The 21,513-nt window shown below is 72.9% G+C and carries 14 protein-coding genes; 10 read left to right on the forward strand and 4 right to left on the reverse strand.

The annotated features are described in order from the left end of the window. Nucleotides 1–26: 26 nt before the first annotated feature. Entirely contained in the window at nt 27–1,205 is a 1,179-nt protein-coding gene (moeZ, locus tag ACZ59A_RS11395) for an adenylyltransferase/sulfurtransferase MoeZ (RefSeq protein ID WP_468051574.1), read from the forward strand. A 54-nt stretch (nt 1,206–1,259) separates the two neighbouring features. Here the strand turns inward: moeZ and ACZ59A_RS11400 are convergent, their stop codons facing one another. The 3 genes from ACZ59A_RS11400 to ACZ59A_RS11410 form a co-directional block, all read right to left on the reverse strand. Next, nucleotides 1,260–2,876: an alpha/beta hydrolase gene (locus tag ACZ59A_RS11400; protein WP_470956610.1), complete on the reverse strand. Its 1,617-nt coding sequence runs from the start codon at nt 2,874–2,876 to the stop codon at nt 1,260–1,262. 79 nt (nt 2,877–2,955) lie between these two features. Next, nucleotides 2,956–4,497 carry an alpha/beta hydrolase gene (locus ACZ59A_RS11405; protein WP_470956613.1) on the reverse strand — a complete coding sequence of 514 codons (1,542 nt, stop codon included), beginning with the start codon at nt 4,495–4,497 and terminating at the stop codon, nt 2,956–2,958. 70 nt (nt 4,498–4,567) lie between these two features. Next, a complete protein-coding gene (locus tag ACZ59A_RS11410; RefSeq protein ID WP_470956616.1) occupies nt 4,568–7,372 on the reverse strand; it encodes a lysylphosphatidylglycerol synthase transmembrane domain-containing protein in 2,805 nt (934 codons plus the stop codon). A 210-nt stretch (nt 7,373–7,582) separates the two neighbouring features. Here ACZ59A_RS11410 and ACZ59A_RS11415 point away from each other — a divergent pair, with 210 nt between their 5' ends. From ACZ59A_RS11415 to nudC, 5 genes are all read left to right on the forward strand, one after another. Further along, nucleotides 7,583–7,945: an MGMT family protein gene (locus tag ACZ59A_RS11415; RefSeq protein ID WP_470956619.1), complete on the forward strand. Its 363-nt coding sequence runs from the start codon at nt 7,583–7,585 to the stop codon at nt 7,943–7,945. 144 nt (nt 7,946–8,089) lie between these two features. Beyond that, complete coding sequence (locus tag ACZ59A_RS11420; protein ID WP_470956622.1) at nt 8,090–11,401, forward strand: ATP-dependent helicase; 3,312 nt, start codon at nt 8,090–8,092, stop codon at nt 11,399–11,401. A 120-nt stretch (nt 11,402–11,521) separates the two neighbouring features. Beyond that, nucleotides 11,522–15,142, forward strand: a complete 3,621-nt coding sequence (locus ACZ59A_RS11425) for an ATP-dependent helicase (RefSeq protein ID WP_470956625.1) — start codon at nt 11,522–11,524, stop codon at nt 15,140–15,142. Between the two features lie 74 nt (nt 15,143–15,216). Next, the gene (locus tag ACZ59A_RS11430; RefSeq protein WP_470956628.1) at nt 15,217–16,620 is read left to right on the forward strand and encodes a dipeptidase; all 1,404 of its coding nucleotides are present in this window, start codon (nt 15,217–15,219) and stop codon (nt 16,618–16,620) included. 51 nt (nt 16,621–16,671) lie between these two features. After that, complete coding sequence (gene nudC, locus ACZ59A_RS11435; RefSeq protein ID WP_470956631.1) at nt 16,672–17,607, forward strand: NAD(+) diphosphatase; 936 nt, start codon at nt 16,672–16,674, stop codon at nt 17,605–17,607. Between the two features lie 55 nt (nt 17,608–17,662). Here the strand turns inward: nudC and ACZ59A_RS11440 are convergent, their stop codons facing one another. After that, nucleotides 17,663–17,905 carry a mycoredoxin gene (locus ACZ59A_RS11440; protein ID WP_470956634.1) on the reverse strand — a complete coding sequence of 81 codons (243 nt, stop codon included), beginning with the start codon at nt 17,903–17,905 and terminating at the stop codon, nt 17,663–17,665. Nucleotides 17,906–18,053: 148 nt separating this feature from the next. Here ACZ59A_RS11440 and ACZ59A_RS11445 point away from each other — a divergent pair, with 148 nt between their 5' ends. From ACZ59A_RS11445 to ACZ59A_RS11460, 4 genes are all read left to right on the forward strand, one after another. Further along, nucleotides 18,054–20,339 (forward strand): ATP-dependent DNA helicase UvrD2, encoded by a 2,286-nt coding sequence (locus tag ACZ59A_RS11445; RefSeq protein WP_470956636.1) that lies wholly within the window; start codon nt 18,054–18,056, stop codon nt 20,337–20,339. Between the two features lie 142 nt (nt 20,340–20,481). Continuing rightward, nucleotides 20,482–20,751, forward strand: a complete 270-nt coding sequence (locus tag ACZ59A_RS11450; RefSeq protein WP_470956639.1) for a hypothetical protein — start codon at nt 20,482–20,484, stop codon at nt 20,749–20,751. Nucleotides 20,752–20,867: 116 nt separating this feature from the next. Further along, the gene (locus ACZ59A_RS11455) at nt 20,868–21,230 is read left to right on the forward strand and encodes a WhiB family transcriptional regulator (RefSeq protein ID WP_179936648.1); all 363 of its coding nucleotides are present in this window, start codon (nt 20,868–20,870) and stop codon (nt 21,228–21,230) included. After that, complete coding sequence (locus ACZ59A_RS11460) at nt 21,227–21,478, forward strand: hypothetical protein (RefSeq protein WP_470956642.1); 252 nt, start codon at nt 21,227–21,229, stop codon at nt 21,476–21,478. The genes ACZ59A_RS11455 and ACZ59A_RS11460 overlap by 4 nt, the downstream gene beginning before the upstream one ends. Nucleotides 21,479–21,513 lie beyond the last annotated feature (35 nt).

The raw sequence follows: 21,513 nt of genomic DNA on the forward strand, positions 1-21,513 counted from the left end.
CCGCTCCTACTCACTACGGAGTCCTTGTGTCGCTGCCACCCCTGGTCGAGCCGGCTGCCGAGCTCACCGTCGACGAGGTCCGCAGGTACTCACGCCACCTGATCATCCCGGATGTCGGTATGGAGGGCCAGAAGCGGCTGAAGAACGCCAAGGTGCTCTGTGTGGGCGCGGGCGGTCTCGGCTCGCCCGCCCTGATGTACCTCGCCGCCGCCGGTGTGGGCACGCTCGGCATCGTCGAGTTCGACGAGGTCGACGAGTCCAACCTGCAGCGCCAGATCATCCACAGCCAGGCCGACATCGGCCGCTCCAAGGCGGAGTCCGCGCGCGACACCGTTCTCGGCATCAACCCCTACACGAACGTCGTGCTGCACGAGGGCCGCCTCGAGGCCGACAACGTGATGGAGATCTTCGCCGACTACGACCTGATCATCGACGGCACCGACAACTTCGCCACGCGTTACCTGGTCAACGACGCGTGCGTGCTGCTGAACAAGCCGTACGTCTGGGGCTCGATCTACCGGTTCGACGGCCAGGCGTCCGTGTTCTGGTCCGAGCACGGCCCGTGCTACCGCTGCCTGTACCCGGAGCCCCCGCCCCCCGGCATGGTCCCCTCCTGCGCCGAGGGCGGCGTCCTGGGCGTGCTGTGCGCGTCCATCGGCTCCATCCAGGTCACCGAGGCCATCAAGGTGCTCACCGGGGCCGGTGACCCGCTGGTCGGCCGCCTGATGATCTACGACGCCCTGGAGATGACCTACCGGCAGGTCAAGGTCCGCAAGGACCCGGACTGCGCGGTCTGCGGCCCGAACGCCACGGTCAAGGAACTGATCGACTACGAGGCATTCTGCGGTGTCGTCTCGGACGAGGCCCAGGAGGCGGCGGCCGGTTCGACGATCACTCCCAAGCAGCTCAAGGAGTGGATCGACGAGGGCGAGGCCATCGACATCATCGATGTCCGCGAGCAGAACGAGTACGAGATCGTCTCGATCCCGGGCGCGCGGCTGATCCCGAAGAACGAGTTCCTGATGGGCGGCGCCCTCCAGGACCTGCCGCAGGACAAGAAGATCGTCTTGCATTGCAAGACGGGTGTCCGCTCCGCGGAAGTCCTTGCCGTCCTGAAGTCCGCGGGCTTCTCGGACGCCGTCCACGTGGGCGGCGGCGTGATCGGCTGGGTCAACCAGATCGAGCCCGACAAGCCGATCTACTAAACGGATACGCGTGGGGCCCGGTCCGCCGTTCGAGCGGTCCGGGCCCCTCGTCGTTCATCCGCAGGTCTTGCCGCTCGCCGGTACCTCCCCGTCGAGCAGATAGCCGTTCACGGTCTTCGTCATGCAGGCGTTGCCGCTGTTGTACGCGCCATGGCCCTGCCCCCGGTACGTGACCTCGATGCCGACGCCCCGGCCCAGTTCGCGGGCCATCGTCCGGGCGCCCTCGTAGGGCGTGGCCGGATCGCCGGTGTTGCCGACGACGAGGATCGGTGCCGCGCCCTCGGCGCTCACCTCAGGGGTGTCCGTCTTACCGGCGACCGGCCAGCCGGTGCAGGCGAGCAGGGACCAGGCCAGGTAGTCGCCGAAGACCTTCGACGTCTTACGGAACCGCGGCAGCCGCTCCTTCACGTCGCTCACCGTGTAGCGCTTCTTCTCGTCGGCGCAATTGATCGCCGTATTGGCCGCGTTGATATTGCTGTAGCGGCCCTTGTCGTCGCGGCCGGACATCGAATCCGCCATCGCGAGCAGCAGATTTCCCTTGCCGAGCAGCTGCGCTTCCTGGAGGCCCAGCGTCAGGTATTTCCAGCTGTCCTTGGAGTAGAGCGCGGCGGCGATACCGCCGAGTGCCCCGCCTTCGGTGAGCTTGCGGCCGCTGTCGGTGTCGAGCGGCTTCTTGTCGAGTTTCCTCAGCAGCTTGACGATCTTCTCGTCGCCCGCCTTCGGGTCGTCGCCGACGGGGCAGGAGCTTCCCTTCTTCGCGCAGTCCCGGAGGTAGTTGTCCAATGCGAGCTGGAACCCCCTGGCCTGGGCGAGGGAGCCCCGTTCGGTGTCCGCGGACGGATCGACCACGGCGTCGAGGACCGCGCGCGCCACATGCTTCGGGTACAGGTGGGCGTAGACGCCGCCGAGTTCGGTGCCGTAGGAGATGCCGAAATACGAGAGCTTCCGGTCGCCCAGCACCTGCCGCATGAGGTCCATGTCGCGGGCGGCGCCGACGGTGTCCACATGGGGGAGGACCTTCCCGGAACGCTTCTCGCAACCGGCCATGTATTTCTTCGCGTCCGCGGTCGCCGCCTTGATTTCGGCGGCGTCGTCCGGGGTGCCGTCCACTGCCTCCGCGGCGTCGATCTCCTTGTCGCTCCGGCAGGTCACACCCTCGCTTTCGCCGACGCCGCGCGGATCGAAGCTCACCAGGTCATAGCGCGAGCGCAGTTTCTCGTAATCCCCGCTGAAACCGGGCAGGGAGGAAACGCCGGAGCCGCCGGGGCCGCCGAAGTTGAACACCAGGGAGCCGATCCGCCGGTCCCGGTCGGTGGCCTTGGCGCGGATCATGGCGAGGTCGATCGTCTCCCCGTCCGGCTTCGCCCAGTCCAGCGGCACCTTGAGGTCGGCACACTCCCAGTCGCCGCCCGGCGCCTTGCCGGTGCCCTGCCGCTGGGTCGGCGCCTCGCACCCCTTCCAGCGCGGCTTCTGGCCCGTGAGCGAGCGGGGCAGGCCGGAGGAGCCCGGGGGCGCGGCCGGGGCGGCGGACGAGCGGCCGGACGACGGGGTGGCCGACGCCTTTCCCTGGTCCTTTCCGCCGCTGGAGCAGCCCGCGACGGCGATGAGGGTGGCCACGGCGGTCGCGGAGACCAGCGCCCTGGTCCGTATGGTGCGGAGGGAACTCGACATGGTCGGTGATCCTATGAGGATGATATGAGCGGGAGGATGCGCGCTTGTTCTCCATACCGTCACAGCCGCGGCGGCCGGACTAGGTGCAGACCTTGCCGTTTTCCGGCACCCGGCCGTTCAGCAGATAGGCGTTCACGGTCTTGCGCACACAGCTGCTGCCGCTGTCGTACGCCCCGTGTCCCTCGCCCTTGTAGGTGAGTTGGACGCCGACCCCGGGCCCGAGTTCGTCGGCCATCTTCCGCGCCCCCGCGTACGGTGTGGCCGGGTCGCCGGTGTTGCCGACGATCAGGATGGGAGCGGCGCCGCGGGCGCTGACGTCGGGTGTCGTCCAGGCGCCGCGGACGGGCCAGTCGGTGCACTGGGTGAGGCTCCAGGCCATGAAGTCGCCGAACACCGGGGACGCCTTGCGGAAGGCGGGCAGCTTCTGCCGGATGTCGGCCAGTGTGTAGCGCTGCTTGAAGTCGGCGCAGGTGACGGCGTTGAGCGAGGCTTGCAGCGTGCTGTAGTCGCCGTTCTCGCCACGCCCGTTCATGGAGTCCCCGAGGGCCATCAGGAGCCTGCCGTCGCCCTGCCGGGCCCCGGCGATGCCCTGGGTGAGGTACGGCCAGAAGTCCCGTGAGTACAGGGACTGCGCGATGCCCCCGTCGGCGAGGGACTCGGTGAGCTTCCGGTTGCCGATGCCCGCCACCGGATGCTGGTCGAGACGGATCAGCAGGGTCTGGATCTGCGCCTGGGTCGGACAGCCGGCCGCGGCCGTGCGGCGGCAGTGCTTCAGGTAGTCGCCCAGCGCCAGCTGGAATCCCTTCGCCTGGCCGAGGGCGCCCTGTTCGGGGTTCTGGCTGGGGTCCACGACCCCGTCGAAGAGCGCCCGGCCCACCTTCTTCGGGTACAGATGGGCGTAGACGCCGCCCAGTTCGGTGCCGTAGGAGACGCCGAAGTAGTACAGCTTGCGGTCGCCGAGGACGCGGCGCATCAGCTCCATGTCGCGCGCGGCGTTGGTGGTGCCGACGTACGGGAGCACCGTGCCGGACCGCTTCTCGCACCCCGAGGCATAGCCCTTGACCCGGCGCAGCAGGGATTTCACCTCGGCGGAGTCGTCCGGGGAGGCGTCGGCCGCGTAGTAGGCGTCGAGCTGCCGGTTGCCGAGACAGTGCACCCCCTTGCTGCGGCCGACCCCGCGCGGATCGAAGCTGACCAGGTCGTAGCGGGTGCGCAGCTGCTTGTAGGTGCCCGCGAGAGCGGGGAGCGTGGCGACGCCGGAGCCGCCGGGGCCGCCGAAGTTGAAGACCAGGGAGCCGATCCGGTGGCGCCGGTCGGTGGCCTTGGCGCGGATCATCGCGATGCCGATCGTGTCGCCGTGCGGTTTCGCGTAGTCGAGCGGCACGTGCAGGGTCGCGCACTCCCACTCCCGGCCCGGGGCCTTGGTGGCCGCCCCGTCCTCGCTGTCGGAGGGGGTGGGACAGGCGGCCCAGTGGAGCTTCTGGCCCGCGGTGGTGTCCGGCCGGCCGGGGTCGCCGCCGCATCCGGCGGTGGCGGCGAGCAGCAGGGCGGCGGCGGACAGCGCACCGGTGCGCAGGGGTCGGGACACGGCGGCTCTCCCGGGGTGGCGGCGTACCGCCATCCTGCGGGCCTCGCCGGGGTCGCGCGCGCACAGCGCGGGCGTACGGGTGAGGGCCGTACGGCAGGGGGCGCTACAGCGACTCTCGGCGGGTGAGGTGGGTGAACGCCAGCCAGCCGGGCAGCACCGGCAGCCAGAAGACCATCAGCCGGAACAGCAGCACCGCGGGCGCGGCCATCTCGTACGGCAGCCCGGCGAAGGTGAGTCCGGCGATGAGGGCGGCCTCGACGGCGCCGACGCCGCCCGGGGTGGGCGCGGCCGATCCCAGGGCGTTGCCCGCGAGGAAGACGACCGCGATGCTCGCGTAGCTCAGGTCGCCGCCGAACGCGCGGATGGACGCGTCGAGGCACATCACGTTGGCCGCGGTCAGCAGCAGCATGCCGCCGATTCCGGCGAGCAGCTTCCGGGGCCGCTGGAGCACGTCCAGCATGCGCGGCACGACCCCCGCGAACAGCGACCGCACGCGGGTGGAGACGAACTTGCGCAGCGCGGGTACCGCGGTGACCACGAGGGTCAGCACGGCGCCCGTCAGCAGCCCGGCGATCACGGTCCGGGACGGCGAGAGGGTCGGGGTGCGCTCGGTGCCGGTGATGTAGCCGAAGACGGCCAGCAGCACGATGTGGCTGGCCAGGCCGAACAGCTGCGAGGCGCCGACGCTGGCCACCGCGAGCCCCGACCGCACCCCCGCGCGCTGCAGGAAGCGGGCGTTGAGGGCGACGCCGCCGACCGCCGCGGGGGCCACCAGCTTCACGAACGAGGCGGCGACCTGCGCCAGCACCGTACGCCCGAAGGGCACCTTCTCGGGGACGAAGCCGAGCAGGCTCAGGGCCGCGGCCACATAGGTGAGCGCGGAGAAGAGGAGCGCGAACACCACCCAGATCCAGTTGGCCTCGCCGACCAGGGCGCCCAGCTTGAGGTGGGTGAACTGGGACAGCAGGAAGTACGCGGCGAAGGCGCCCGCGCAGAAGCTGATCAGGGTGCGCGGCTTGATGCGCTCCAGCCGCACCGGCTCGATCGGCGCCTGCGGCCGCACCAGCAGCACCTGGCGGCGGATCTGGGCGAGCAGATCCTCCTCGCGGGCCTCCTCCAGTGCCTCGTCGAGCGCCTGCTTCTCGGCCTGCTTCTCGGCCTTGGCGGTCTTGCGGTCGCTGAGGGCCGGTTCGGCCTTGCGTGCGCCGTCGGCGTCCCCCGCGGCCCCCTCCTGGGCCTCCTCGGCCTCCCGCGCCTTGGCCTCCTTGGCGGCGCGGGACGCCTCCAGCACCGCTTCCCGCTGCCGCTGGGCGCGCTCCCGGGCGAGGTGGCGCAGCGTCGCCCGGGTGGCCCGGCCCAGGGCGAGGGGCTGCAGCAGGGGGAGGCTGTCGGCGACCGCGTCCGGGCCGATGACGTCGACCGCGGCGGCCACGGAGCGCTCGGCGCCCACCCGCAGCCCCAGGGTGGTCAGCAGCTGCGCGATGTCCATCCGCAGCACCACGTCGCCCGCCGCGATCTCGCCGCCGCGCAGATCCGTCAGGATGACCGCGCCGGAGCGGTCGACCAGCAGGGCGTCGCTGTCCAGCCGCCGGTGGGCGATGCGCCGCGACTGCAGCGCCTGCACCTGGTGCCAGGCCCCGGCCAGCAGCTCGTCGGTGACCGCCTCGTCCGGCAGGGCGTGCAGCGGTCGGCCGCCGATGTGCTCGTAGACCAGCATCACGGCGTCCGGGCCGAGCTCGGAGGTGGCGATCAGCTTGGGCGCGTTGGCGCCCGCCGCGATCGCCGCGTACGCGAGCAGCGCCTCCTGCTCCAGCGCCTGGCGCAGCGACTGGAGGCTGCGCGGCGGGGTGATCGTGCGCAGCGTCAGCCGCTGCCAGACGCTGTAGAAGAAGCCCTGGGCCTGCTGTTCCCGGTCGACCACGGTGACGTCCAGTGGTGGCCCGTCCTCCAGGGTGACCAGATAGCGGCGGCCCCGGTCGCTGTGGTTGCCGTGCTCGTCGACGGCCTCCTCGGCGCGCATCGCGCTGACCGGGTTGAAGCCGACCCGGCGGAGCCCGGCGAGCAGGTTCTGGCCGGTGGGCCGGACGTTGGGGGAGCCGACGGCGTAGAGCGTGCCGTAGGCGACGGTCCAGCCGATGAGCACCGTGATGATGATCGAGAACGGGGTGGTGTAGCCGCCCACGAGCACCGCGAAGGCGTCGAGCAGCAGTACGCCCCACATGGCCACCCGCCAGCGGGGGCGGCGCGCCATGCCGACGGCCGTCATATAGGCGATGACGGGGGCGAGATAGCCGTGCACGGGATCGCTCAGGGCGCCGCCGGGCGCGGGCTGGGTGAGGGCCTCGCGGATCGAGTCGGGCGCGGCCCTGGCGACCCACAGATCGGTGGCGAGGGAGATGCCATGGGCGAGGACGGCGGCCAGGACGCCGTCCGCGATCCGCAGCCCGTCCCGTTTGACCAGCCGCTCGATCGCGAACGCCACCGGCAGGACGAGCACGGCGATGCTGGCCGTCAGCCCCGCGAAGTCGATCATCAGCGGGGGCGCCTGGTTGGCGCCGTGGCCGATGTCCTTCTCCAGTCCCGCGGTGGTGCCGTGCGCGAAGGCCGCGACGGCCAGGACGATGCCGATGCCCAGTGCGCCGAGCAGCAGCCGCATCAGGTCGGAGGGGCGGTGGACCCGGGCGGGCAGCAGCGGTTCGTCGCCCGAGACCCGGTCGTTGTGGCCCTGCGGGCCGTCGGCGCCTTCGGGGTCCTCGGGCTCTTCGCAGCCCTCCGCGCCGCCGTGGTCGTGGGGGCCGTGCGGGCCGTCGGTGCCGTCGGAGCGCGGCAGCGCCTCAGGGGTGCGGGCCTCCTCTTCCGGAGGCTGCGCACCCTGCTGCTTCGCCGTCTCTTCTTGATCTCGTATCACCAGTCACCGCCCGGAAGATGGTGGCATGCCCGGGCTGCGGAGGAGGGCATCAGGGTGCATTTCGGGGATGTGAGCCTCGGATCGTACGCCCTGTAGTGAATTCCCGCACAATGTGTGATCGAATCCCCGCTGCCGTCCGCAGAGCCTTCGACGGTACCGCGCGAAGGTGTCGGCGGGGCGCTGTCGGCGGGGTGCGGCAGGATGGGCGGGATGAGCGGGGAGAGCGAGAAGCCGCGGGCCGACGACGAGCTGCCCGCGTACGCGGAGCGGGTGCTGGACGTAGCCGAGCTGATCCCGCCGGGCCGGGTGATGACCTACGGGGACGTCGCCGAGTGGCTGGAGGAGTCCGGCCCGCGCCAGGTGGGGCGGGTGATGGCGCTCTACGGGGGCGCCGTGCCGTGGTGGCGCGTGGTGCGCGCGGACGGCGCGCTGCTGCCCGGCCAGGAGCTGCGTGCGCTGGACCACTACCGCGAGGAGGGCACTCCGCTGCGCGAGGCGCCGCGCTCCGCGGAGGGGCATCTGCCGAAGATCGACATGCGCCGGGCCCGCTGGGACGGCACCGAGGGCACCTAGCAGTCGTCCCCGGGCGTCCAGGGGCGTCCCCGGGCGTCCAGCGGTTGTCCATTTTGCGGTTGTCCACAGCCATTCGGGTGACGCGCCGAGGCACATGAGAGGCTGTCCCGCACCCCAGCCCACCCACCAGGACCGGCGATCCATGTGAGTACCTCCTCCTCGTCCCTGCCGCGACAGCGGCGGGAACGGCAGCCGTACGTCCGGCTGCCGTCCGCGGGCACGTACCGCCTGGTCCGCAGTCGGCCGGAGCCGGTGGCCTTTCCCGGCCTGGACGCACGGCAGCGCTCCGTGGCCGAGCACGAGGGCGGTCCGCTGCTGGTGCTCGCCGGACCGGGCACGGGGAAGACCACGACGCTCGTGGATGCCGTCGCCCGGCGGGTGCGGGACGGCGCGGACCCGGAGCGGCTGCTGGTGCTCACCTTCAGCCGCAAGGCGGCCGTCGAGCTGCGCGACCGGATGACGGCGCGGCTGGGCGGCGCGACCGGGCCGCGCGCCACCACCTTCCACTCCTTCTGCTACGCGCTGGTCCGCGCCCATCAGGACGTCGACCTGTTCGCCGATCCGCTGCGGCTGCTGTCCGGCCCGGAACAGGACGTGGTCGTACGGGAACTGCTCGCCGGACAGGCCGAACTGGAGCGCGCGGGGCGCGCCTCGGCCCGCTGGCCCGACGATCTGCGCGCCTGCCTGACCACCCGCGGCTTCGCCGACGAGGTGCGCGCGGTGCTCGCGCGCAGCCGGGAGCTGGGGCTCGGCCCGCGGTCGCTGGGGGAGTTCGCGGCGCGCACCGGGCGCCCGGACTGGGGCGCGGCGGCGGCCTTCCTCGCCGAGTATCTGGACGTCCTGGACGCCCAGGGGGTGCTGGACTACGCGGAGCTGGTGCACCGCGCGGTGCTGCTCGCCGAGCGGCCGGATGCCGCGGCGGAGCTGGCCGCGCGCTACGACGCCGTCTTCGTGGACGAGTACCAGGACACGGATGTGGCCCAGACCCGGCTGCTGCGCGCGCTGGCGGGCGGCGGCAGAGCGCTGATGGCCTTCGGCGACCCCGACCAGTCCATCTATGCCTTCCGGGGCGCCGATGTGAACGGCATCCTCGGCTTCCGGGACGCCTTCCCGCGCGCGGACGGCACACCGGCGCCCGTGAAGGTCCTCACCACCTCGCGCCGTTCGGGAGCCCGGCTGCTCGCCGCGACCCGGCTCATCACCGGCCGGATGCCGCTCACCCGCCTCCCGGCGCACGCCGTGCGCGCCCACCGGGAGCTGACGGCGGCCCGCGACGGCGGCCGCGTCGAGGTGTTCACGTACCCCACCGCGGGCGCCGAGCTCGACAACGTCGCCGACATCCTGCGCCGCGCCCATCTGGAGGACGGGGTGCCCTGGAGCGAGATGGCCGTCCTGGTGCGCGCCGGGGGGCGCTCGCTCCCGGGCCTGCGCCGGGCGCTCACCTCCGCCGGGGTCCCCATAGAGGTGGACGGCGACGACATCCCGCTGCGCCACGAGCCCGCCGTGGCCCCCCTGCTGACGGCGCTGCGGGCCGCCGCCACGGCCGCGCTGCCCGACTCCGGCGGACTGTCCGCCGCCCTCGGCGTCGAGACGGCCCTCACCCTGCTCACCTCGCCGCTGGGCGGCATGGACGCCGCCGATCTGCGGCGGCTCGGCCGCGCCCTGCGCGAGGAGGAGCGGGCCGCGGGCCACGCCGTACCGCGCCCCTCCGACGTCCTGCTCGCCGAGGCGCTGGCCGCGCCCGAGCGGCTCGCTGTCCACGACCCGGCGTACGCGCGCGGCGCCCAGCGGCTCGGCCTGCTGCTGCGCAAGGCGCTGGAGGCGCTGGCCGGTGGCGGCACCGCCGAACAGGCGCTGTGGGAGCTGTGGGACGGCACTCCCTGGCCCGGGCGGCTGGAGGGCGCCGTCCAGCGCGGCGGGGCCGCCGGGCGCAACGCCGACCGCGACCTGGACGCGGTGTGCGCGCTGTTCGAGACCGCCGCGCGCGCGGAGGAGCGCACCGGCGGCCGCGGCGCGCTCAACTTCCTCGACCAGCTCGACGCCCAGGACATCGCCGCCGACACCCTCTCCCGGCGCATCGCCCGCCCCGAGGCCGTGCGGCTGATGACCGCGCACCGCTCCAAGGGGCTGGAATGGCGCCTGGTGGTGGTCGCGGGCGTGCAGGACGGGCTGTGGCCGGATCTGCGGCGCCGCGGCTCGCTGCTGGAGGCCGACCGGATCGGCCGGGACGGGCTCGCCGAGCCGCTGACGCCGGGCGCGCTGCTGGCCGAGGAGCGGCGGCTGTTCTACGTGGCGGCGACGCGCGCCAGGGACCGGCTGGTGGTCACCGCCGTCAAGGCCGCCGCCGACGACGGCGACCAGCCCTCGCGGTTCCTGACCGAACTGGGCGTCACCCCCACCGACGTCACCCAGCGGCCGCGCCGCCCCCTGTCGGTCGCGGCCCTCGTCGCCGAACTGCGCGCCACCACCGTCGACCCGGACGCCTCGGACGCCCTGCGGGAGGCCGCCGCGCAGCGGCTGGCGCGGCTCGCGGCGCTGCGCGACGAGGACGGCAGGGCGCTCGTCCCCGCCGCCCACCCCGCGGGCTGGTGGGGCCTGTACGAGCCCACCCACAGCGAGGTGCCGCTGCGCGACCGCGACCGGCCCGTGGCGCTGTCCGGCAGCGCGCTCGACCAGCTCGTCAACACCTGCTCGCTGCAGTGGTTCCTGGGGCGCGAGGTCAAGGCGGACGCCCCGTCGACCGCCGCCCAGGGCTTCGGCAACGTCGTCCACGTCCTGGCCGACGAGGTGGCCTCCGGCCGCACCCCGGCCGATCTCGCCGTCCTCATGGAGCGCCTGGACTCCGTATGGGACGCGCTCGCCTTCGACGCCCCGTGGAAGTCGCGGCAGGAGAAGGAGCACGCCCGGGCGGCGCTGGAGCGCTTCCTGCGCTGGCATGTGATGGAGCGCGGCGGCCGCACGGCGGTCGCCTCCGAGCACGGCTTCGACGTCACCCTCGAAGCCGACGCCTACCAGGTGCGCATCCGCGGCAGCATGGACCGCGTCGAGGCGGACGCCGAGGGGCGTGCGTACGTCGTGGACTTCAAGACCGGCAAGCAGTCCGTGACCCGCGGCGAGGTCGCGAACCACCCCCAGCTGGCGGTCTATCAGCTCGCGGTGCGCGAGGGCGCCGTCGACGGCCTCTTCGAGGACGGCCGCCCCGAACCCGGCGGAGCCGAACTCGTCCAGCTGCGGCAGGGCGCCCCCAAGAAGGACGGCGGCGAGACCGTCCCCAAGGTTCAGGCGCAGGACCCGCCCGTCGGCCCCGACGGGGAGTGGGTCGGCGAACTGCTCGCCACCGCGGCCGGGCGCGTCCTCGACGAGCGCTTCGCGCCGAGCACCGGGGCACACTGCGAGCGCTGCGCGTTCCGCGCCTCGTGCAGCGCCCGCGCGGAGGGCCGCCACGTGGTGGAGTGACGGGGATGAGGGTGCTTGTGGGGGCATGTCCCTTCTGTCGCCATATCTTGTCGGCTACGGAGAGGGGGAGTTGTCCCCCTTGTCCGTGGCGTGTCGGTGGCGACCGATAGCCTCACTGGAGTGTCAGCCCGCATCACCGATCCCGAACAGCTCAAGGAGCTGCTCGGGATTCCGTTCACCCCCGAGCAGACGGCGTGTATCACCGCGCCGCCCGCCCCGCAGGTGATCGTCGCCGGAGCGGGCTCCGGCAAGACCACGGTGATGGCCGCGCGCGTCGTCTGGCTGGTGGGTACCGGCCAGGTCGCACCCGACCAGGTGCTGGGCCTGACGTTCACCAACAAGGCGGCAGGCGAACTGGCCGAGCGGGTGCGGAAGGCGCTCGTCAAGGCGGGCGTCGTGGACCCCGATCCGGATCCGGGCGCCGCCGAGGAGGCCGCGGGCGAGCCCAGCATCTCCACGTACCACGCCTTCGCCGGACAGCTCCTCAAGGAGCACGGGCTGCGCATCGGTCTGGAGCCCAGCGCCCGGCTGCTCGCCGACGCCACCCGCTTCCAGCTCGCCGCGCGCGTGCTGCGCACCGCCCCTGGCCCGTACCCGGCGCTCACCCGCCCCTTCGCCGACCTGGTGACGGATCTCCTCGCGCTCGACGCCGAGCTCGCCGAGCACCTGGTCCCCGCCGAGGAGCTGCGCCGTCACGACACCGGGCTGCTGGACACCCTCGACGGGGTGAAGCTGACCAACGACGCGCTGCGCAAGGTGCCCGAGGCCGCCCGCGCACGCCGCGAACTCCTCGGGCTGGTCGAGGAGTACCGCGCCGAGAAGAGCCGCCGGGACCTGCTCGACTTCGGCGACCAGATCGCGCTCTCCGCCACCCTGGCCCGCACCGGCCCGGAGGTCGGCCGGATCCTGCGCGAGCAGTACGCGGTCGTCCTGCTGGACGAGTACCAGGACACCTCCGTCGCCCAGCGGCTGCTGCTGTCCGGGCTGTTCGGCGGCGGCACCGGACACCCCGTCACCGCCGTCGGCGACCCGTGCCAGGCCATCTACGGCTGGCGCGGCGCCTCGGTGGCCAACCTCGACGACTTCCCCGCGCACTTCCCGCACCGGGACGGCAGCCCGGCCCGCCGCCACGCGCTCAGCGAGAACCGGCGCAGCGGCGGCCGGCTGCTGGACCTCGCCAACGGGCTCGCCGCCCCGCTGCGCGCGATGCACCAGGGCGTGGAGGCGCTGCGCCCCGCGCCCGGCGCCGAGCGGGACGGCCTGGTGCGCTGCGCGCTGCTGCCCACCCACGCCGAGGAGCTGGCCTGGCTCGCCGACTCGATCGCCCATCTGGTGCGCACCGGCACCCCGCCCGGCGAGATCGCGGTCCTGTGCCGGACGGCCGGTGACTTCGCCGAGATCCAGGGCGCGCTGGTGGAGCGCGACGTCCCGGTGGAGGTCGTGGGCCTGTCGGGGCTGCTGCACCTGCCCGAGATCGCCGACCTGGTGGCGGTCTGCGAGGTGCTGCAGGACCCGGGGGCCAACGCCGCGCTGGTCCGGCTGCTCACCGGCCCGCGCTGGCGCATCGGCCCCCGCGACCTGGCGCTGCTCGGCCGCCGCGCCCGCGCGCTCGTCTCGTACGGCGGCCACGGCGACCCGGAGGACGACCCGGACCGGCGGCTCGCCGAGGCCGTCGAGGGCGTCGACCCGTCCGAGGTCATCTCGCTCGCCGACGCCCTCGACACCTTCCTCGACTCCGGCGGCGGCCGGGACGACGGACTGCCGTTCTCGGCCGAGGCCCGGGTGCGCTTCGCCCGTCTCGCCGCCGAACTGCGCGAGCTGCGGCGCTCGCTGGCCGACCCGCTCATGGACGTCCTGCACCGGGTGCTGGCCACCACCGGTCTGGAGGTCGAGCTGTCCGCCTCGCCGCACGCCCTGGCCGCCCGCCGTCGCGAGACGCTGGGTAACTTCCTCGACGTCGCCGCGTCCTTCGCCGCCCAGGCCGGGCCCGCGGTGGACGGCGAGGCCACCCTGCAGTCGTTCCTGGGCTTCCTGCGGACCGCCGCACAGTACGAGAAGGGGCTCGACAACGCCCTCCCCGGCGGGGAGAACACGGTCAAGGTGCTCACCGCGCACAAGTCCAAGGGGCTGGAGTGGGACGTGGTGGCGGTGCCCGGACTGGTCGCCAAGCAGTTCCCGAGCGAGCAGAGCCGCGAGGCGTGGACGGCGAACGCCAAGGTCCTGCCGCACGCCCTGCGCGGCGATGCCTCCACCCTCCCGGATGTCGCGGCCTGGGACGCCAAGGGGATCGCCGCCTTCAAGGACGCCATGAAGGAGCACCAGCGGACGGAGGAACTCCGCCTCGGCTACGTCACCTTCACCCGGCCCCGCTCGCGGCTGCTCGGCTCCGGGCACTGGTGGGGCCCGTCCCAGAAGCGCCACCGCGGCCCGTCCTCCTTCCTGGAGGCGCTGCGCGCGCACTGCGAGGCCGGTTACGGCGAGGTCGAGGCGTGGGCGGACGAGCCGGAGGAGGACGCCGAGAACCCGGCCCTGCGCGAGGCGGCCGCCGACCGCGCCTGGCCGCTCCCGCTCGACCCGGCCGCCCTGTCCCGCCGCCGCCGGGCCGCGGACGCGGTCCTGGCCCATCTGGCCCGCTTGGAGGCGGCGGCCGGGCAGCGGGGTGCGGCCCCGTCCGCTACGGACCCGCACGGGCCGGTCCCGGACGGCCCGTTTCCGTATGGCCCGGGCGCGCACGGGCCGTTTCCGGACGGTCCGGTCCCGGTCGACGACCCGGTGTGGCCGGAGCCCCCGGACGACCTGTACCCGTACGAGGACGAGGAGGCGTTCCCGTACGACGTACCGCCCGACGCTCCGGACCCGTACGACGAGGATCCGTACTCCGGCGACGCGGACCCGTACGACGCCTCGTACGGTGACGAGCAGGCGTACCCCCGTGACCCGTCTACCGCGCCGGATGGCGACCTTGCGCCCGAGGAGGTGCGGCTCGCCGACTCCTGGGACCGCGATCTCGACGCGCTCGCCGGGGAGCTGCGGCGCGCCCGCGCGACCGTGCACGAGGTTCCCGTACCGCGGACCCTGACCGCATCCCAGCTGATGCGGCTCGCCGCCGACCCGGACGGCTTCGCGCGGGAGCTGGCCCGTCCCATGCCGCGCCCGCCGCAGCCCGCCGCGCGCCGCGGCACCCGTTTCCACGCCTGGGTCGAGTCGCGCTTCGAGGCGCTGCCGCTGCCGTTCCTCGGCCCGGACGAGCTGCCGGGCGGCGAGGACGACGAGCCGGAGATCGCGGACGAGCGGGAGCTGACGGCGCTCAAGGAGGCGTTCGCGCGCACGCCGTACGCCCGGCGCACCCCGCACCGCGTCGAGGTGCCGTTCCAGCTGACCCTGGCGGGCCGTACCGTGCGCGGCCGGATCGACGCCGTATACCGGGAGCCCTCGGCCGGGGGCGGTGACGGCTTCGAGATCATCGACTGGAAGACCGGCCGGTCCCAGGACGCCGACCCGCTCCAGCTGGCCATCTACCGGCTGGCCTGGGCCGAACGGCACGATCTGCCGCTGTCGGCGGTCTCGGCGGCGTTCCTCTATGTACGGAGCGGGGAGATCGTGCGCCCCGCGGAGCTGCCCGGCCGGGCGGAGCTGGAGCGCATCCTGACCGGCGAGACGGAGCCGGACGAGAGGGATCCGGACGAGACGGACGGCACGGTCGACGATGACCGTAACGCGTTCACCGACGTCGAACCGTGACCGAGGGCGACCACGGATGAGCGGCCCGGAGACCCAGGGTCTCGTCCTCCCGCGCGCCGGATAGGCTCACATCCATGAGCACCACCCCGGACACGGACAACGCCGTCCGCGCCTTCGTCGACGACCACCGCGCCGCCTTCCTCGACGACCTGGGCGCGTGGCTGCGCATACCCTCCGTATCCGCCGACCCCGCGCGCGCCGGTGACGTCCGTCGCAGCGCCGGGTGGCTCGCGTCGCACCTCACCGCGACCGGCTTCCCGGAGGTCGAGATCTGGGAGACGCCCGGCGCCCCGGCGGTGTTCGCCGCCTGGCCATCCGGCGACCCGGACGCCCCCACCGTGCTCGTCTACGGGCATCACGACGTCCAGCCCGCCGCCCGCGAGGACGGCTGGCACACCGACCCGTTCGACCCGGTCGTGAAGGACGGCAGGCTGTACGCGCGCGGCGCCGCCGACGACAAGGGGCAGGTCCTCTTCCACACCCTGGGGGTGCGCGCCCATCTGGCCGCGACCGGCCGCACCGCGCCCGCCGTCAATCTCAAGCTGCTGATCGAGGGCGAGGAGGAGTCGGGCTCCCCGCACTTCCCCGAGCTGGTGCGGACGCACGCCGACCGGCTCGCCTGCGACACCGTGATCGTCTCCGACACCGGCATGTGGTCCGAGGACACCCCGACCGTGTGCACCGGCATGCGGGGTCTCGCCGAATGCCAGATCGACCTGTCCGGGCCGGACCAGGACATCCACTCCGGCTCCTTCGGCGGCGCGGTGCCCAACCCGGCCACCGAGGCCGCCCGGCTGGCCGCCGCACTGCACCACGACGACCGCACGGTGGCCGTCCCGGGCTTCTACGACGGCGTGCTGGAGGTGACCGACCGCGAGCGCGAGCTGTTCGCCGAGCTGCCCTTCGACGAGGCGGGCTGGCTGCGCACCGCGCATTCGCACGGTCTGCTCGGAGAGGCCGGGTACACCACCCTGGAGCGGATCTGGGCCCGCCCGACCGCGGAGGTCAACGGCATCGCCGGGGGCTACCAGGGGCCGGGCGGGAAGACGATCGTGCCGTCCGCCGCCCAGCTCAAGCTGTCCTTCCGGCTGGTGGCCGGTCAGGACCCGGAACGGGTCCAGCAGTCCGTGCGGGAGTGGGTCGCGGCGTCCCTCCCGGCCGGGATCCGGCACGAGATCACCTTCTGGGGCGCGACCCGCCCCTGTCTGACCCCCTTGGACCACCCCGCCCTCCAGTCCCTCGTACGGGCCATGGGGCGGGCGTTCGACCAGAAGATCCGCTTCACCCGCGAGGGCGGATCGGGGCCCGCGGCCGACCTGCGGGATGCCCTGGGCGCTCCGGTGCTCTTCCTGGGCATCTCGGTGCCGTCCGACGGATGGCACGCACCCAACGAGAAGGTCGAGCTGGACCTGCTCGTGAAGGGCGCCGAGACGGCCGCCCACCTCTGGGCCGATCTCGCGGAGAATGGACCCGTATAGCACGCATATGTACGTAAATCACCCGTTTCTCAGGGGGAGTTGGAAGCAGCCGTGACCACCTGGACCGAGCGCGCCGCCACCCGGCCGATCACGCTCAGCGCCCCGAGCGGCATCGACCGCGCGGCGCACCACCGACTGGACGAGGCGTGGCTGGCGGCGGCGTGGAGCCACCCGACGACGCGGGTCTTCGTGGTTTCCGGAGGCCAGGCCCTGGTCGACGACACCCCCGACGGCCGTACCGAGCTGGTCATGACCCCGGCCTTCGAGGCCCCGCCCACCGAGACGCACCGCTACTTCCTGGGCACGGACGAGGACGGGGTGCGCTACTTCGCGCTGCAGAAAGACACCCTGCCGGGCCGCATGGACCAGTCGGCGCGCCCCGCGGGGCTGCGCGAGGCTGGCTCCCTGCTGTCCGAGCGCGACGCGGGGCTGCTGGTGCACGCGGTCGCGCTGGAGAACTGGCAGCGGCTGCACCGCTTCTGCTCCCGGTGCGGCGAGCGCACGGTGATCGCGGCGGCGGGCCACATCCGCCGCTGCCCGGCCTGCGGCGCCGAGCACTACCCGCGCACCGACCCGGCCGTGATCATGCTGGTGACCGACGAGCTGGACCGGGCGCTGCTGGGCCGGCAGGTGCACTGGCCGGAGGGGCGCTTCTCGACGCTCGCGGGCTTCGTGGAGCCGGGGGAGTCGATCGAGCAGGCGGTGGTCCGCGAGGTCGCCGAGGAGGCGGGCGTCGCGGTCGGCGAGGTCGAGTACGTCGCCAGTCAGCCCTGGCCGTTCCCGTCCAGCCTGATGCTGGGCTTCATGGCCCGGGCCACGTCCTCCCGGATCCAGGTGGACGGTGAGGAGATCCACGAGGCGCGCTGGTTCTCCCGGGACGAACTGCGCATAGCGATCGAGTCCGGCGAGGTGCTGCCCCCGTCCGGGATCTCGATCGCGGCCCGGCTGATCGAGCTGTGGTACGGCGAGCCGCTTCCGCGCGGCTGACCGCCGTACCGGGCCCGGCGCCCAGGGCCACCGCCCCGGGCCCGGGCCCGCTGTCTCAGGCCCCGACCTTGGACTTCACCTGGGCCAGGGAGGGGTTCGTCAGCGTCGAACCGTCGGGGAAAAGAACCGTGGGCACCGTCTGATTGCCGCCGTTCGCCTTCTCGACGAAGGCCGCGGACTCCGGGTCGTGCTCGATGTTGATCTCGGTGTACGCGATCCCCTCGCGGTCCATCTGGCCCTTGAGCCGGCGGCAGTAGCCGCACCAGGTGGTGCTGTACATCGTCACAGTGCCGGACATCGGTCTTCGCGCTCCTCGAGGTCGTGGGGTGATCGGCAAAGGGTGAACGTTCATCTTCGGTCACTCATTCCCGGCATTCATATGACCGCATGGTCACGGCTGTGGACAACCGGCGCGGTGGTCGCGGGGGAACTGGCAGCATGGCGGGGTGACACCAGCAACGCACTCCACTCTCTTCCCGCAGGTCTCCACGCCGGGCGCCTACGCGGCCACGCCGCGTGACGCCGACGCGGTGCTGGAGGGGCTCGACCCCGAGCAGCGCGAGGTGGCGACGGCCCTGCACGGGGCGGTGTGTGTGCTGGCCGGGGCGGGCACCGGCAAGACCCGGGCGATCACCCACCGCATCGCCTACGGGGTGCGCGCGGGCATCCTCCAGCCCGCCAGTGTGCTGGCCGTCACCTTCACCAACCGCGCGGCGGGCGAGATGCGCGGGCGCCTGCGGCAGCTCGGCGCGGGCGGCGTGCAGGCGCGCACGTTCCACTCGGCCGCCCTGCGCCAGCTCCAGTACTTCTGGCCCAAGGCGGTCGGCGGGGAGGTGCCGCGGCTGGCCGAGCGCAAGGTGCAGCTGGTCGCCGAGGCGGCCGCGCGCTGCCGCGTCCGGCTGGACCGCAACGAGCTGCGGGATGTGACCGGCGAGATCGAATGGTCGAAGGTCACCCAGACCGTGCCCGAGGACTATCCGGCGGTGGCCGCCAAGTCTGGCCGGGAGGCCCCCCGCGACCCGGCCGAGATCGGCCGGATCTATGCCGGGTACGAGCAGCTGAAGCGCGACCGCGGCGTGATCGACTTCGAGGATGTGCTGCTGCTCACGGTCGGTGTGCTGGAGGAGCGGCCGGACATCGCGGATCAGGTGCGCCGCCAGTATCAGCACTTCGTGGTCGACGAGTACCAGGACGTCAGCCCGCTCCAGCAGCGGCTGCTGGAGCTGTGGCTCGGCGACCGGCAGAGCCTGTGCGTGGTCGGCGACGCCAGCCAGACCATCTACTCCTTCACCGGCGCCACCCCCGACCATCTGCTGGACTTCCGCACCCGGCACCCCGGCGCCACGGTGGTCAAGCTCATCCGCGACTACCGCTCCACCCCCCAGGTCGTGCACTTGGCCAACGGGCTGCTGTCCCAGGCCCGCGGGCGGGCCGCGGACCACCGGCTGGAGCTGGTCTCGCAGCGCGACCCGGGCCCCGAGCCGGTGTACACCGCGTACGCCGACGAGCCCGCCGAGGCCGAGGCCACCGCCCGCCGGATCCGCGACCTGATCACCCCGGTCGGGCAGGGCGGCGCCGGGGTCCCGCCCAGCCAGGTCGCGGTCCTCTACCGGGTCAACGCCCAGTCCGAGCTGTACGAGCAGGCGCTGGCCGACGCCCAGGTGCCCTATCAGCTGCGCGGCGCCGAGCGGTTCTTCGAGCGGCCCGAGGTGCGCGAGGCGGGGATGCTGCTGCGCGGCGCGGCCCGCGCCGGAAGCGCCGACCCGGTGCTGTCGGATGACGACGTGCCGTCCCAGGTGCGGGCCGTGCTCGGCACCCGCGGCTGGGCGCCCGAGCCCCCCGCGGGCTCCGGGGCGGTCCGCGACCGCTGGGAGTCGCTGGCCGCGCTGGTGCGGCTCGCCGAGGACTTCGCCCGGGGCAGGCCCGGGGCCACCCTCTCCGACCTGGTGGCGGAGCTGGACGAGCGGGCGGCGGCCCAGCACGCCCCGACCGTGGAGGGTGTGACGCTCGCCTCACTCCACGCGGCCAAGGGCCTGGAGTGGGACGCGGTCTTCCTGGTGGGGCTGACCGAGGGCATGATGCCGATCACCTACGCCAAGACCGATCAGCAGATCGAGGAGGAGCGTCGGCTGCTCTATGTGGGGGTCACCCGGGCCCGCCGCCATCTGAGCCTGTCGTGGGCGCTCTCGCGGGCGCCCGGCGGCCGCGCCTCCCGCAGGCCCACCCGCTTTCTGAACGGGCTGCGGCCCGGTTCCGCGGCGCCCGCCGCCCGGATGCCCGGCGGGGGCGGCGGGATCGAGCGCGGCACCGGCCCGGGCGCCCCGGTGCGCAAGCGGCGCTCCCCGGTGCACTGCCGGGTCTGCGGCAGGACCCTGACCGACGCGGGCGAGATGAAGCTGATGCGCTGCGAGGACTGCCCCTCCGAGCTGGACGAGGCGCTGTACGAGCGGTTGCACGACTGGCGGGCCGAGCAGGCCCGGCTGCTGGGCCAGCCCGCCTTTTGTGTCTTCACCGACAAGACGCTGCTCGCGATTGCCGAGGCCGTGCCGGGAACCGAATCGGAGCTGTCCGGCATCTCTGGTGTCGGAAGACGGAAACTCGGCAGGTTCGGCGCCGACGTTCTCGCGCTCTGCGCGGGCCGGGAACTGCCCTCGGCGCACGAGGGTGACGGGGGAGTCGAGGGTGAGGGAAGCCAACCGGGTGACCCCGCGGAAAACTCGACGGAAAAATAGTTTGCGCGCGCGGACGGCATACCCATAGCCTTCCGAGCACGGAGACAACGGCCCTTCCGGGAACCGAGGAATCCGTGTTGTACTACGTAAGTCCGGACCGGTTCCCGCTGGTCCCTGAGACGCCGAGAGGAGGCGGAGACCAATGATCAGCTTCATCGAGACCATCAAAATGACCGATCGATCGGTCATCGCCACCTGCCCGCTCGGCTCCCCGCTTCCCGGCACCGGTATGCCCGGCGCCAATGAAGCGCGTCTCAGCGAGCGCAGCGAGCGACCGACCGAGGCACCTGCGGTAGCGGCAGCGGCACAGGCATTCGCCTATGCCCTGACGACCAATGGTGCCGGATCCCTCACGAAGCAGCATGACAAGTGGGCCTTCCGCAGGCTCGAACCCTGGAGTTATCCAGCCTGATTCAGGATCAGGTCGGCACCTTCCAGGGCCGCGGAACCCACACCGGGATCCGCGGTCCTTTTGATTTGCCAGAGCCCGGCCACGAGCCGGACCGAACAGACGAGGAACACGCCACCGTGCAACTCAACGCACACGCCCCGTCAGCAGAGACCGACCTGAACCGACCGCCTGACTCCTCGGAGGACCCCTTGACCCCGCTCACCGCCCTCACCGAGCTCGATGACGCCATCGAGAACCTGGGCGTAGCCGTACCGTGCCGCTCCTACGACCCGGAGGTCTTCTTCGCGGAGTCCCCGGCCGACGTGGAGTACGCCAAGTCGCTGTGCCAGACCTGTCCGCTGCGCGAAGCCTGTCTCGCCGGGGCCAAAGACCGCCGCGAGCCCTGGGGCGTCTGGGGCGGCGAGCTCTTCGTCCAGGGCGTCGTCGTAGCCCGCAAGCGGCCGCGTGGCCGCCCGCGCAAGAACCCGGTCGCCGCATGAGCACCCCCGGCACCATCGATCGCCCAGCGACGCACGAGCCCATGAAGCAGGTCCCGACGATGACCCCACCGGTCTACGACACTCCTACCCGCCATCACTCCCGCGCGCCCGAGTCGCGCCAGAACAGGACCCGAGAAATGCAACTCATCCCAGAAGCCCTGGCGCGTGCGCATATGCGCCTGCAGCGCAGCGCGGGGCGGGCATCGCTGCGCGCCCGCCGGGCGCTGGCCACGGCGGTCATGTCCTGACGCGACCACGCGTACGCGTCGACACGGAGGGCCGG

Source organism: Streptomyces sp. NPDC040405 (assembly GCF_055595765.1).